Annotated in this window: 8 protein-coding genes and 1 pseudogene; 3 read left to right on the top strand and 6 right to left on the bottom strand. The window is 54.9% G+C overall.

Translation table 11 applies throughout. The annotated features are described in order from the left end of the window. The first annotated feature begins 15 nt into the window (after positions 1–15). Positions 16–351 (top strand): YbaB/EbfC family nucleoid-associated protein, encoded by a 336-nt coding sequence (locus Q3970_RS05120; protein WP_303099530.1) that lies wholly within the window; start codon positions 16–18, stop codon positions 349–351. A gap of 206 nt (positions 352–557) precedes the next feature. Here the strand turns inward: Q3970_RS05120 and adhE are convergent, their stop codons facing one another. The 3 genes from adhE to mfd form a co-directional block, all read right to left on the bottom strand. Further along, a complete protein-coding gene (gene adhE, locus Q3970_RS05115) occupies positions 558–3,173 on the bottom strand; it encodes a bifunctional acetaldehyde-CoA/alcohol dehydrogenase (RefSeq protein WP_303099529.1) in 2,616 nt (871 codons plus the stop codon). Positions 3,174–3,655: 482 nt separating this feature from the next. Next, positions 3,656–4,309 carry a hypothetical protein gene (locus Q3970_RS05110; RefSeq protein WP_303099528.1) on the bottom strand — a complete coding sequence of 218 codons (654 nt, stop codon included), beginning with the start codon at positions 4,307–4,309 and terminating at the stop codon, positions 3,656–3,658. Positions 4,310–4,515: 206 nt separating this feature from the next. Beyond that, positions 4,516–7,983: a transcription-repair coupling factor gene (mfd, locus tag Q3970_RS05105; protein ID WP_303099527.1), complete on the bottom strand. Its 3,468-nt coding sequence runs from the start codon at positions 7,981–7,983 to the stop codon at positions 4,516–4,518. A gap of 208 nt (positions 7,984–8,191) precedes the next feature. Between mfd and aroD the strand changes: the two genes are divergently transcribed. Continuing rightward, entirely contained in the window at positions 8,192–8,947 is a 756-nt protein-coding gene (gene aroD, locus Q3970_RS05100) for a type I 3-dehydroquinate dehydratase (protein WP_303099526.1), read from the top strand. Between the two features lie 230 nt (positions 8,948–9,177). Here aroD and Q3970_RS05095 read toward each other — a convergent pair whose 3' ends face one another. The 3 genes from Q3970_RS05095 to clpP all read right to left on the bottom strand — a co-directional run bounded on the left by Q3970_RS05095 (position 9,178) and on the right by clpP (position 13,396). After that, positions 9,178–10,599: a sodium:proton antiporter gene (locus tag Q3970_RS05095; protein ID WP_303099525.1), complete on the bottom strand. Its 1,422-nt coding sequence runs from the start codon at positions 10,597–10,599 to the stop codon at positions 9,178–9,180. Positions 10,600–10,966: 367 nt separating this feature from the next. Then, positions 10,967–12,514 carry a murein biosynthesis integral membrane protein MurJ gene (gene murJ / locus Q3970_RS05090; protein ID WP_303099524.1) on the bottom strand — a complete coding sequence of 516 codons (1,548 nt, stop codon included), beginning with the start codon at positions 12,512–12,514 and terminating at the stop codon, positions 10,967–10,969. Positions 12,515–12,772: 258 nt separating this feature from the next. Further along, positions 12,773–13,396, bottom strand: coding sequence for an ATP-dependent Clp endopeptidase proteolytic subunit ClpP (gene clpP, locus Q3970_RS05085; protein ID WP_303099523.1), 624 nt, complete (start codon positions 13,394–13,396; stop codon positions 12,773–12,775). A gap of 23 nt (positions 13,397–13,419) precedes the next feature. On the opposite strand from clpP, the pseudogene Q3970_RS05080 reads away from it, so the two are divergent. After that, positions 13,420–13,526, top strand: a pseudogene (locus tag Q3970_RS05080) (IS5/IS1182 family transposase); the annotation flags it as partial. Between the last annotated feature and the right edge of the window lie 31 nt (positions 13,527–13,557).

Below are 13,557 nucleotides of genomic sequence, written 5' to 3'. Positions count from 1 at the left end.
ACAGGAGTACACACCATGTTCGGAAAAGCCGGATTGGGCGGCCTGATGAAACAGGCTCAGCAAATGCAGGAAAACATGAAAAAAGCACAGGCCAAGCTGGCCGAAACCGAAGTGAACGGCGAAGCCGGCAACGGTTTGGTGAAAGTGGTGATGACCTGCAACCACGTTGTGCGCAAAATCGACATCAGCCAAGATTTGATTCAGGAAGCCGCCGACGACAAAGAAATGCTGGAAGATCTGATTTTGGCTGCCATCAACGATGCGGGCAACAAGGCCGAAGAAACCACCAGCAAAACCATGGGCGCATTTACCCAAGGCCTGCCCGCAGGCATGGGCGATTTCTTCCGTTAAGAGCGGCAACAGGCCGTCTGAAATACCCAACCGCCGTCATACCCGGGCTTGCCCCGGGTATCTGTTATTTCTTTTGAAACAAAAAGATGCTCGGGTCAGGCCCGAGCATGACACAGGGGTTTTAAGATAATGAAGGAATTTTGCAAAGGTTTCAGGCCGTCTGAAAAGATTTTTTCAGACGGCCTGTTGTTTCATGCGTTAACGCATTATCCGCCGTAATAAGCCTTGGTGAGGATTTCTTCCATATCGGCCACCATGGGCAGGCGCGGGTTGGCGGGCGAGCATTGGTCTTCGTAGGCCATCAGCGCCAGCTCTTTGCGGGCTGCGGTAAAGGCTTTTTCGTCGATGCCTTGCTCTTTGAACGACATTTTGATGCCCACTTTGCGCGCCAGCTCGTCGCAGGCTTTGGCAAACGATTCCACGCCTTCGGCCGGAGTGCTGCACGGCAGGCCGAGGGTGCGGGCGATTTCCTGGTATTTCACGTCGGCTTTGTAGTAGTTGTATTTCGGCCATGTGGCGGTTTTCTGCGGGCGCGTGCCGTTGTAGCGGATAACGTGCGGCAGGAAAACCGCGTTGGTGCGGCCGTGGATGGTATGGAATTTGCCACCCACTTTGTGCGACAGCGAGTGGTTGATGCCCAAAAACGAGTTGGCGAAGGCCATGCCTGCGATGGTGGAGGCGTTGTGCATACGTTCGCGGGCTTCGGGATCGTCGGCGCCGTATTTGTAGGAGCGTTCCAAAAATTCAAACACGAGCTTGATGGCTTGCAGCGCCAAACCGTCGGTGAAGTCGTTGGCGAGCACCGAAACATAGGCCTCCACCGCGTGGGTGAGCACGTCCATACCGGTGTCGGCGGTAACGCTTGCCGGCACGGTCATGGTAAACGCGGGATCGACGATGGCGATGGTGGGCGTGAGCGAATAGTCGGCAATCGGATATTTTTTATCGCCGTCGCTAATCACGGTGAACGGCGTTACTTCGGAGCCGGTGCCCGAAGTGGTGGGGATGCCGATAAATTTGGCTTTGCGGCCCAATTCGGGGAAGCGGAACGCGCGTTTGCGGATATCCATAAACTTCTGAACCAAATCTTCGAAGTCAACCTGCGGCTGTTCGTAGAAAAGCCACATGGCTTTGGCCGCATCCATCGGCGAGCCGCCGCCCAGCGCGATAATGGTGTCGGGCCGGAAGCTGCGCATCAGATCGGTGCCTTTATACACGGTTTGCACGCTGGGGTCGGCTTCCACGTCGGTAAACAGCTGCACGGTAACTTTGTTTTTGCGCAGGTTGAGCTGGTGGGTGATTTTATCGACAAAACCCAAATCCACCATGGAGCGGTCGGTAACGATCATCACTTTTTCGCAATCTTTCATATCTTGCAGGTATTGGATGGAATCGCGTTCGAAATAGATTTTGGCGGGCACTTTAAACCATTGCATGTTGTTTCTCCGACGGCCTACTTTTTTGATATTTAACAGATTCACGGCGTTAACGTTGCCGCCCACGGAGTTTTTGCCGTAAGAGCCGCAGCCTAAGGTCAGAGAGGGCAGAAACGCGTTATACACATCGCCGATGCCGCCGAACGAAGAGGGTGAGTTCCAAATCACGCGCAGGGCTTTCACGCGCCCGCCGAAGGTTTTCACCAGCTCTTCATCGGCGGTGTGGATGGCGGCGGAGTGGCCGAGGCCGTCGAATTCCACCATTTCTTCAGAGAATTTCAAACCTTCTTCGGTGGTTTCGGCTTTGAGCATGGCCAGCACGGGCGAGAGTTTTTCGCGGGTTAACGGCTCTTTGGGGCCGACTTCGCGGCATTCCGCCATGATGATGTTGGTTTTTTCGGGCACTTTGAAACCGGCCTGTTCGGCAATCCAGGCGGCCGGTTTGCCCACCACGGCGGCATTGAGTTTGGCGCCGCCGCAGTTGGCACTGCCGGCTTTCACGCCGAAGATGAATTCTTCGAGCAGCGCCTTTTCTTTCTTGTTGGCGAAATACACACCGTAGGATTTAAATTCGTCGGCCAGCTCGTTATAAATTTCTTTGTCGGCGATAACGGCCTGCTCGCTGGCGCAGATCATGCCGTTGTCGAACGCTTTCGACATCACGATATCGTGGGCGGCCTGCTTGATATCGGCAGATTTTTCCACATAGGCAGGAACGTTGCCGGCCCCCACGCCGAGCGCGGGTTTGCCGCATGAATAAGCCGCTTCTACCATCGCATTGCCGCCGGTGGCCAGAATGGTGGCCACGCCGGGGTGTTTCATCAGTGAAGACGTGCTTTCTTTAGCGGGGTTTTCGATCCATTGAATACAGTTTTCCGGCGCGCCTGCGGCGATGGCGGCATCGCGCACGATTTGCGCGGCGTGGGCGGAACACTGCTGGGCGGAAGGGTGGAAAGAGAAAATAATCGGATTGCGGGTTTTCAGCGCAATCAGGGCTTTGAAAATCGTGGTGGAAGTGGGGTTGGTGGTGGGGATGATGCCGCAGATAACGCCCACCGGGTCGGCGATTTCGGTGATGCCGGTTACGTCGTCTTCGCTAATCACGCCCACGGTTTTCAAATCGCGCAGGCGGCGCACCACGTTTTCGCAGGCAAACAGGTTTTTGGTGGCTTTGTCTTCAAACACGCCGCGGCCGGTTTCTTCCACCGCGTGCATGGCCAGCACGCCGTGTTTGTCGAGCGCGGCAATCGAGGCTTTGGCCACGATATAGTCGATTTGTTCTTGATCGAGTGTGCGGAACTGCTCCAGCGCAACCAAACCTTTCTCAACCAAACGGTTGACCTCGGCTACGGCAGGGCTGATGGTGTTATCGGCAGGTTCGTTCATCGTGTCTCTCCTGAAAAGAAGTAAGGGATAGCGGTAATAAAATTTCAGTGAGGACAGTATAGGTAATATTTTTACATGTATTCTTGACTTGCATCATAAAACATCATGCTTTGTTTGAGCTTTGCTTTTTAAGATTTTATGTTAGCTATTTGAAATAACTATATTATTTTATTTTAAGGCTGATTTGGAACGGCCGTTTTGATTTGTTGCCTGTTATATGCCGGTTTTAATTGAAGAGTAAAATATTTTGATATGTATTAAAACTACATAAAGATGAGTCGGATTGGGAAATGAAAAAACCTTGGGAGGTTTGAAATGCACGGCTGCCGTTATCCGTTCCGTAAGTATGGCGCGCCTTTGCAAATGGTGGCGGCGGTGTTTTTGTAGATTTTGCAGATATGTCAGGCCGTCTGAAAACAATTTTCAGACGGCCTGACAGGTTTTTTTAACTCTTTCCCAGTATCCCGGTTTCGTATGGCGGATTACATAAAATCCTCAGGATCCAAATTAATCGAAGCCGCATACTTTTGCAGCACTGCTTCCAAAACCTGCCGGTCGGCAGGGCACAGTTCGCTGTGCCTGATGATATGTTCTTCGCGGTCGGTTTTCAGCGTAAGGCGTTTTTCCCGCGCCTTGAAACATAATTGCGCATAGGGCAGACGGGCGGCTCTGCCGTTGGCGGCGGTTAGGGTGCAGCCTTCTTCGTCTAAGAAAATATGGCGGTAGTGCCGTTGCCCGGCAAACGTGATCAGCAGCGGAAACTCACTTTTTTCAAATGCCTGAAAATAAAGCGCATAGCCGAATTGCGGCTGCCGGCCAGCTTCGGCCGACAAGTATTTCCGCCTGCGCGAAATCAGATGGCTTTCGCCGTTGAACGACAACATTCCGCCCACCGGATATTGCGCTTCAAATGCCGCATCGTTCAGGTTGCACTGCATTGAAAACACATCACGGCAGCCGCTCGTGTCGGCGAAAAGCTGGGGCGCCAGCGGATGGTTGCCGCTGTGGAACGACAGGCTGTAAACCGCGCTGCCGCGCGCTTTTTTGCGGTTGCCGGAAATGGTTCGGAAAACCAGGAATGCAGAAACGGAAAGAATAACCGTGATAAATAGCGGATTGCCAAAAATGCCGTTCATATTGGTGCGTTGCCTTAAATATATTGATACTGTCATTATAATAACGGCATTTTATATCTCAATGGCATTATTACGAACGGATTTTCAGGCGGCCTGAGCGGGAGGGGCGGGCCGTTTGAGAAAGGTTCTCAACTTGTCCAAGTATTGGGGGACTGTTCACTTTTTTTTCAGACGGCCTTTGCCTTAAAAACGGCTTAAAAGTGGCTTTAAGCCGCTTTGCTTTGCAGCATTTTCAATATTTTTTTTACCTGCTGTATCCGCGTTTCAAGCTGCGCCATTTCGGCGGTGTAACGCAGTTTGTCGGCACCTGCCAGGCGGTATTGCCTGTCGGTTTGAATCAGCAGGATCAGTTCGGTGGGATCAAGACTGTGGTTTTTGCCCAAAGTGAAGGTAGCGGACTCGGCGGTGGCGTCGATGGCGGTGATGCCCAATTCTTTTGCCGTCAGGCGGATGCGGTGGCTTTCGATGAGGGTTTTTACGGGCTGTTCGGGCAGGCCGAAGCGGTCGACGAGTTCTTCGTGCACGGCGTTGATTTGCGCTTCGGTTTCGCAAGTGGCCAGCCGCTTGTATAACACCAGGCGTTCGTGGATGTCGGGGCAGTAGCTTTCGGGCAGCAGCGCGGGGCTGTGCAGTTTGATTTCGGTGGTTACGCCCAAGGGTGCGTCGAGGTCGGGTTGGCGGCCTTTTTTCAGGTCGCGCACGGCCTGTTTGAGCATTTCGGTGTAGAGCGTGAAGCCTACCTGCATCATTTCGCCGCTCTGGCCTTCGCCGAGGATTTCGCCCGCGCCGCGGATTTCCAAGTCCTGCATCGCCAGCGTGAAGCCTGCGCCGAGTTCGTCGGCGGCGGCGATGGCGTTGAGGCGTTTTTCCGCGTCTTTGGTGATGTATTCGGGGGTAAGCAGGTAGGCGTAGGCTTGGTGGTGGCTGCGGCCGACACGCCCGCGCAGTTGGTGCAGTTGCGCGAGGCCGAATTTGTCGGCGCGGTTGATGATGATGGTGTTGGAGTTGGGAATGTCGATGCCGGTTTCAATAATGGTGGAACAGAGCAATACGTTGAACCGCTGCTGCAAAAAGTCGCGCATCACTTGCTCCAGCTCGCGTTCGCGCAACTGGCCGTGCGCCACGCCGATGCGGGCTTCGGGCAGCAGGGCTTCCAGTTTTTCGCGCATATTTTCAATGGTTTCCACTTCGTTGTGCAGGAAAAACACTTGGCCGCCGCGCTTCAATTCGCGCAGCACGGCTTCGCGCACGCTGCCTTCGCTGAACGGCTTCACGAAAGTCTTCACGGCCAAACGGCGGCTCGGGGCGGTGGTAATCAGCGAGAAATCGCGCAGGCCTTCCAGCGCCATGCTGAGCGTGCGCGGAATCGGCGTGGCGGTCATGGTGAGGATGTCGACATTGGCGCGCAGGCGTTTGAGCTGCTCTTTCTGGCGCACGCCGAAACGGTGTTCTTCGTCGATAATCACCAGCCCCAGGTTTTTGAATTTGATGTCGTCCTGAACCAGTTTGTGGGTGCCGATAACGATGTCCACCGTGCCTTCGGCCATACCTTTGAGGGTTGCGGTGGTGGCTTTGCCGCTGTTGAAGCGGGATAAGGAGGCTACCTGAACGGGAAAATCGGCGAAGCGGTCGGCGAAGTTTTGCGCGTGCTGTTCCACCAAAAGTGTGGTGGGGGCGAGCACGGCCACCTGTTTGCCGCCCATCACGGCGACAAAGGCGGCGCGCAGGGCGACTTCGGTTTTGCCGAAGCCTACGTCGCCGCAGATGAGCCGGTCCATCGGTTTTGCCCGGGTCAAATCCTTGATGGTAGCGGCAATGGCGGCGGCCTGGTCTTCGGTTTCCTCGTATTCGAAGCCGTCGGCAAAGGCTTGATAATCGGCTTCGTTGAAGGCGAACTTAAAGCCTTCCTGCGCGGCGCGTTGGGCATAGAGGTTGAGCAGTTCGGCGGCGGTGTCGCGCGCTTTTTCGGCGGCTTTGCGTTTGGCTTTGCCCCATGCCGCGCTGCCCAGTTTGTGCAGCTGCACATTTTCATGCGCCTGCCCCGAGTAGCGGCTGATTAAATGCAGCTGCGAAACAGGCACATAAAGTTGCGCTTCGCCCGCGTATTCGATCAGCATCATTTCGCTGACACCTTCGCCCAAATCCATGCCCACCAAACCCATATAGCGGCCGATGCCGTGCTCTTCGTGAACGACGGGATCGCCGATGCCGATTTCGGCCAAATCTCGCAATAGGCCGTCTGAAACCTGTGCATGTTTTTTGCGGCGGTTGGTGGTACGGCTGCGGGCAACGTATTGGTAGAGGTCGGATTCGGTGATGACGGCGATGGGCGGCGTAGGTCGGGCATTTATGCCCGACAGAGTTGAGAGATCGACATGGTCGCTGTCGGGCATAAATGCCCGACCTACTTGAAACCCATACGCCAGCGGCGTAACCGTAACCGCCAGCGGTGCGCTGCTGTCTAAAAACGCCTGCCAGCCCGCCACGCTTTGCGGTTTCAGGCCGTGTTGGGCGAAAAAGCCGAGCATGGTTTCGCGCCGCCCCGCGCTTTCGGCGGTGAGCAGGATGCGGCCGTTAAAGGCCGTCTGAAAAGCCTTTAAGGCGGCCAGCGGGTCTTCGGCGTGGCGGTTCACGGCCACATCGGGCAAGAGGTGGGTTTGGCCGTTTAAATCGGGCAGGATTTGGGGATAGGGTTTCAGACGGCCTGCAAATTGGTCTTCGCTGAGATACAGATGCTGCGGGGGCAAAGGCGGGTAGGTTTCGTCGCCCTGCGCCATCGCAAAACGCGATTTCACATCCGTCCAAAAGCGCGCGGCTTCGGCGTGCACATCGCCGATGCAGACAAACAGCGCCTCTGTGCCGATGTAGTCAAACAGGGTGGCGCATTCGTCTTCAAAAAACAGCGGCAGATAATATTCTACCCCCGCGCCGAAACGGCCTCCGCTCACGGCTTGGTAGACCGTGGCGGCATTGTAGTCGCCGCTGGTTTCCTCGCGGAAGCGGGCGCGGAAGATTTTCTGCGCGTCGTCGTCGGTGGGGAATTCGTGGGCGGGCAGGAGGCGGATTTCGGAAACGGGCGCGAGCGTGCGCTGCGTATCGGGGTCGAAGGTTTTGATGCTGTCGATTTCGTTGCCGAACAAATCCAAGCGGTAGGGCAGCTCCGCCCCCATCGGGAAAATATCCAAAATGCCGCCGCGCATAGCAAATTCGCCCGAAGCCACCACGTTGGAAACATGGCTGTAACCCGCATCGGTCAGATTGCCGCGCAAGGCTTCGGCATCGAGCGTCTGCCCCGTTTTCAGCCAAAACGTGCGTCCGAGCAGAAACGGCACCGGAGCGAGTTTCTGCATGGCGGTGGCCACTGGCACAATCAACACGTCGGCCAAGCCGCTTTTCACCTGCCACAACGCCGCCAAACGCTCCGATACCAAATCCTGATGCGGCGAAAAACGCTCATACGGCAGCGTTTCCCAATCGGGCAGCAACACGGCGTTATCCTGCGGACGGAAAAACTGCCACGCAATCTGCAGGCGCAACGCCTGTTCGGCATCTTGCGTGAGAATCACTTTCAGCGGTTGTTCAGGCAGGCTCTGCGTTAACGCCCACGGCAGGCTGCCGGGGGTCAGATCCGGCCAGCGGGATTTTTGCGAAGAGGCGGGGAGGGGGAAGTTCATATCGTTATTGGCAGCAGTTTAGGCCGTCTGAAAGGTTTTCAGACGGCCTGCGGTTGGGAAACGGCGGTATTTTACCATGTATTGCAGGCGGTTCAGGCTGCGTTGCGGCGGGCGGCGGCTTTACACTCTGCACGAAACACCGTTAGCATTATGAAAGCCGGACATCAGGCCGTCTGAAAACCGTTGTTTTATCATTTTAAGGAATAACATGAACACCGTAAAAATCAAAAATACCGTTTTGGGCGAGGGCAGCCCGAAAATCGCCGTGCCGTTGGTGGCAAAAGATTCAGACGGCCTGCAAGCGGCTTTGCAGGATTTGCAGGGTTTGAGTTTCGATGTGGTGGAGTTCCGCGCGGACTTTCTTGAGCGGGCGGCCGATGCGGGTTATGTGATGGATTGTTTGCGGCAGGTGCGCGCAGCGCTGCCCGATACGCCGCTGCTGTTTACGTTCAGGCGGGCGGAAGAGGGGGGCGAATGCCCGGTTTCTCAAGAGGTTTATTTTGCGCTGGTGCAGGCGGCCATACGCTCGGGCTTGGCGGATATTGTCGATATCGAGCTGTTTGCGGGTGATGCAGAGGTGAAGGAAACGGTGGCGCTGGCTAAGGCGCAGGGTGTGGCGGCGTTGTTGTGCAACCATGATTTTTATGAAACGCCGCCGAAAGAAGACATTATCGCGCGCCTGCAAACCATGCAGGATTGGGGGGCGGATATCTGCAAAATCGCAGTGATGCCGCAGTCGCCCGCCGATGTGCTGGTGCTGCTCGATGCCACGCAAACGATGTTCCGCCATTATGCGAAGCAGCCGCTGGTTACGGTGGCGATGGGCAAAACCGGTGTGATCAGCCGTTTGGCGGGAGAAGCATTCGGTTCGGCGATGACGTTCGGCGCAGCGGAAAAGGCATCGGCGCCGGGGCAGATAAATGCCAATGATTTGCGTGCGGTTTTGAATATTTTGGCGGGTTAGGGAGTGTAGTCGGCCGCGTTGCGGCGGTATTTTTGGTTAAAATCCGCATCTGCGGCGTTAGGTAGCGTAGCGGACTTGCGAAGCTAAAATGCTCGCAAGATGTCCAATCTTGCTGCGCTTTTTGCCTTGCATCTGCGGATTTTTCCTCAAAAAACCGCTTCGCAAGCCTTCTGACTACACTCCCTAAGCTGCCGGTGGCAAGTTTGAGGCTTCTGCTTTTTCGGCGGGTTTTAAAACAACTGCCACACAAAGAAAATAAAGGTATGCACTGCAAAAAGCGGAACGAGGATGCCGAACGACCAAGCCATATAGCCGAAAAAACCGGGCATGGGCACTTTGCGCTGTTCGGCGATTGCCTTCACCATAAAGTTGGGTGCGTTGCCGATGTAGCTGAGTGCGCCCATAAACACTGAGCCCATCGATATGGCCAGCAGGGTGTGGAACAGCCGGCCGTTCATCAAAGCCTGGGCGTCGCCGCCGGCCATGTTGAAAAATACCAAATAGGTGGGGGCGTTGTCTAAAAAGGCAGACAAGAGGCCGGTCATCCAAAAATACATGGCGTTAACGGGCCTGCCGCCACTGTCGTGCACCAGTGAAATCAGGCCTGCAAAGGCGCCTGCTTCACCTGCCTGTAAGATGGCGATAACCGGTGCGATGGTGATGAAGATGCCCAAAAAGAGCTTGCCCACTTCAAGTATCGGCTCCCAGTTGAATTCGTTACCCGCGCGCACCTGCTTGGGTGTGATGGCAAGGGAAATACCCGCCAAAACCAAAAGTGCGGCATCACGCAGCAGGTTGGGCAGCAGGTAGGGGGTGCCTAAAATATCGATGCCGGGGTGTTGCGGTTTCCATAAACCCGACATCAAAACGGCGGACACCACGCCGGCCAGCAGCAGGAAATTCCATTTGCCGAACAGTTTCAGCGGGCTGTCGGGAGACGGATCGTGGCTGAGCAGTTCGTCTTCTTGGGCGAAATAGTGGCGGTCGAGAAAATAAAACAGGGTCAGCAGTGCGGCTGAGCTTAACGCCACGGGCACCAGCATATGCTGAAGCGTCCAGACGAAATCCACGCCTTTCAAAAAGCCCAAAAACAGCGGCGGATCGCCCAGCGGTGTGAGGCCGCCGCCGATATTGGCCACCAGGAAAATAAAGAAAACCACCACATGCACACGGTGCCTGCGGTTGTCGTTAGCCCTCAGAAGCGGGCGGATCAGCAGCATGGCTGCGCCGGTAGTGCCCATTATTGAGGCCAGTACGGTACCGACGGCCAAGAGGGTAGTGTTCAGGCGCGGGCTGCCGTGCAGGTTACCCCATACCAAAATACCGCCGGAAATGGTGTAGAGTGCAAACAGCAGAATGATAAACGGGATATATTCGGCCACCAGTGCATGAGCGAGCGCGTGGGCAGTTTCACCGAAACCGAATGCAAAGGTAAACGGAATCAGAAACGAAACCGTCAGTAAGGCGGTAATTTTGCCGAAATGGTGATGCCATGTGGTGGCAAAAAACAGCGGGCCCGTTGCGATGGAGAGTAGGATTAAAACAAACGGTATGCCCCATAACAGGCTCAAGCTTGCGCCGTCGGGCGAAGCGGCTGCGGCGGGCAGCGGTGCTGCGGCCAGCAGGGGCAGCAGTGCGGTTGGTAAACGCATCCGGTTTCCTTGTGGTGGGTTGGAATATACGGCCGAAACCAAAGGCTTCGTAATGACCGGTAAATTGTGAATGAACGATACACGGAACGACAAATTTCAAAGTGCCGCCTGAGTGTTGTCATGATTTTGGGAAGATTGAACCCTTATCAGTAAAATCAAATTTTACCGCCATAAACAGCGGGGTTTCAACCGAAACGGATATCGGGGAAACTCAGCGTAAATATCGGCCTGATATTTAAAAAAGAAGGATTTTATAATTCTATAAATCTTATCAATTCAACCTATAGTGTCAAAACAAACGTCATATACTGCTTTTTTCAGACGGCCTAGGCGGATTTTGAAAGGTTTCGGCAGATAAGTTTTCTGGTTACGGTTGTTCCGAACGTTTGAAATGACGGGGGCGGAACCCCATCAGTGCCAGAGAGGCGAAATACAGAACCGCTCCGAAAGTTACCAAGCCCAAAAGCTGCAAGGCTTTCTGCCAGCCGGCAACATTAACCCATTGCAACGGCAGGTAAGTTTGCGCCTGCGCCAGCCACAAACTGCCGCCCATTATCACCAGCGCAACCGTGAGTTTGGCGAGAAACGCCGCCCAGCCTGCGCCGGGTTGGTAAATATCATGTTTGCGCAGCAGGTAATACAGCAGCCCTGCGTTCAAACACGCGCCCAAACCGATGGCGAGCGCCAAGCCGGTATGCTTCAGCGGGCCGATGAAAACCAAGTTCATCAACTGGGTGCAAACCAGCGTGAACACGGCGATTTTCACTGGCGTTTTAATGTTTTGGCGCGCATAGAAGCCGGGCGCCAGCACCTTAATCATAATCAGGCCGATTAAGCCGAACGAATAGGCAATCAGCGCGTTTTGCGTCATCAGTGCATCGTTGATCGTGAATTCCTTATACATAAACAGCGTGGCGATGAGCGGAAACGACAGCACGGCCAGCCCCACCGCTGCCGGCATGGCCAACAGCATACACAGGCGCAGGCCCCAGTCGAGCAGGCCGGAAAATGCCTGCGGGTTGTCGCCGGCGGCGTGTTTCGACAGGGTGGGCAGCAGAATCGTGCCCAGCGCGGCACCGAGCACGCCGGTGGGCAGCTCCATCAGGCGGTCGGCGTAATACATCCACGACACGCTGCCGGATTGCAGAAACGAGGCAAAAATGGTGTTGATAACCAGCGAAATCTGCGCCACGCTCACGCCCAAGATCGCAGGCGCCATTTGCTTCATCACACGGCTGACCGCCGCATCCTTCATATTGAGTTTAGGCAGTTTTAAGAAACCCAGTTTCGCCAGCCACGGCAGTTGGAAGCCCAGTTGCAGCAGGCCGCCCGCAAATACCGCCCACGCCAGTGCCATAACCGGCGGATCGAAATAGGGCACGAAAAACAGCGCAGACACGATAAACGACACGTTCAGCAGCGTGGGGGTAACTGCGGGAATGCTGAACTTATGGTAGGTGTTGAGTATCGAGCTGACAAAAGAAGAAAGAGAAATCAATAAGATATAGGGAAAAGTGATACGCAGCAGCTCAACGGAAAGTTGGAATTTGTCGGCTTCTTTAACAAAGCCCGGCGCGGAAGCGTAAATCACCCACGGTGCGGCGAGAATGCCGGCGGCGGTAACGATAACCAGAATAAACGACAGCATACCCGCCACATGGCGGATAAATTCGCGCGTGGCTTCTTCGGAACGGGTTTGCCGGTATTCTGCCAGAATCGGCACGAAAGCCTGCGCGAACGCACCTTCGGCAAACACCCTCCGCAGCAGGTTGGGCAGTTTGAACGCCACGAAAAACGCATCCGTGGCCATGCCTGCGCCGAAGGTGCGGGCGATAATCGTATCGCGCACAAAGCCGAGTATGCGCGACACCATGGTTAAACTGCCGACTTTCGCCAGCGCGCCGAGTAGGTTCATGATGGTTTCTTAGGTGGGATAAAAAGCGTTGAGGCCGTCTGAAAAGTATCTGCCGGGCAGTCAGTATAGTTAAACCATTTACTTGATAACAGTTCCGTCATGCTCGGATTTGATCAGGGCATCTCATGTTAGTGAAATTTAAGATACTCGGGTCAAGCCCGAGTATGACGAGTGTACTTTTTATTAAGTTGGTTGACTATAACTGCATGTTTTCGGTTTCAGACGGCCTGCTTGGATAGAGGCCGTCTGAAAAAAACATTACAGTTTGATGCCGGCGCGGTCGGTCAACACTTGATCGATCAGGCCGTATTCTTGCGCCTCTTCTGCCGACATATAGTTATCACGGTCTGTGTCGCGTTCTACCTTGGCCAAGTCCTGGCCGCTGTGTTGTGCCAGCAGGCGGTTGAGTTTGTCTTTCAGTTTCAAAAGCTCGCGGGCGTGAATTTCGATGTCGGAAGCTTGGCCGCCCAAGCCGCCGCTGATCAGCGGCTGGTGTATCATCACGCGGCTGTTGGGCAGGGCGAAGCGTTTGCCTTTGGTGCCTGCCGACAGCAGAAACGCCCCCATGCTGGCGGCCTGGCCCAAGCACAGGGTGGAAACGTCGGGCTTGATGAAATTCATGGTGTCGTAAATCGACATGCCCGCGGTTACCGAACCGCCGGGCGAGTTGATATACAGAAAAATATCTTTATCGGGGTTTTCGCTTTCCAAAAACAGCAGTTGCGCCACCACCAGATTGGCGCTGTCGTCGTTTACCGGCCCCACCAGAAACACGATGCGCTCTTTGAGCAGGCGCGAATAAATGTCGAAAGCGCGCTCGCCGCGGCCGCTTTGTTCGATAACGGTGGGTACCAGGTAGCCGTTGCGGATATCGGGAATCATCTTGTTCTCCTTATCGGAATATTCAGTATAGAGGGTTAAATTTAAAATAGGACAAGGCGATGCGCCGCAGACAGTGCAGGTAGTACGGCAAGGCGAGGTAACGCCGTACTATTTTAAATTTAACCCGCTATAAAAAGCACCAAAGCGCGGAAGGCTGCTTC

It is taken from the genome of Neisseria sp., from assembly GCF_030530745.1.
Taxonomy (GTDB): domain Bacteria; phylum Pseudomonadota; class Gammaproteobacteria; order Burkholderiales; family Neisseriaceae; genus Neisseria.
This window is presented reverse-complemented; position numbering and strand designations above follow the sequence as displayed.

What these genes read in the sequence shown, in the direction of transcription:
- Q3970_RS05120 (WP_303099530.1), top strand. Translation starts at nt 16, where the DNA reads ATGTTCGGAAAAGCCGGATTGGGCGGCCTGATGAAACAGGCTCAGCAA.
- adhE (WP_303099529.1), bottom strand. Translation starts at nt 3,173, where the DNA reads ATGAACGAACCTGCCGATAACACCATCAGCCCTGCCGTAGCCGAGGTC.
- Q3970_RS05110 (WP_303099528.1), bottom strand. Translation starts at nt 4,309, where the DNA reads ATGAACGGCATTTTTGGCAATCCGCTATTTATCACGGTTATTCTTTCC.
- mfd (WP_303099527.1), bottom strand. Translation starts at nt 7,983, where the DNA reads ATGAACTTCCCCCTCCCCGCCTCTTCGCAAAAATCCCGCTGGCCGGAT.
- aroD (WP_303099526.1), top strand. Translation starts at nt 8,192, where the DNA reads ATGAACACCGTAAAAATCAAAAATACCGTTTTGGGCGAGGGCAGCCCG.
- Q3970_RS05095 (WP_303099525.1), bottom strand. Translation starts at nt 10,599, where the DNA reads ATGCGTTTACCAACCGCACTGCTGCCCCTGCTGGCCGCAGCACCGCTG.
- murJ (WP_303099524.1), bottom strand. Translation starts at nt 12,514, where the DNA reads ATGAACCTACTCGGCGCGCTGGCGAAAGTCGGCAGTTTAACCATGGTG.
- clpP (WP_303099523.1), bottom strand. Translation starts at nt 13,396, where the DNA reads ATGATTCCCGATATCCGCAACGGCTACCTGGTACCCACCGTTATCGAA.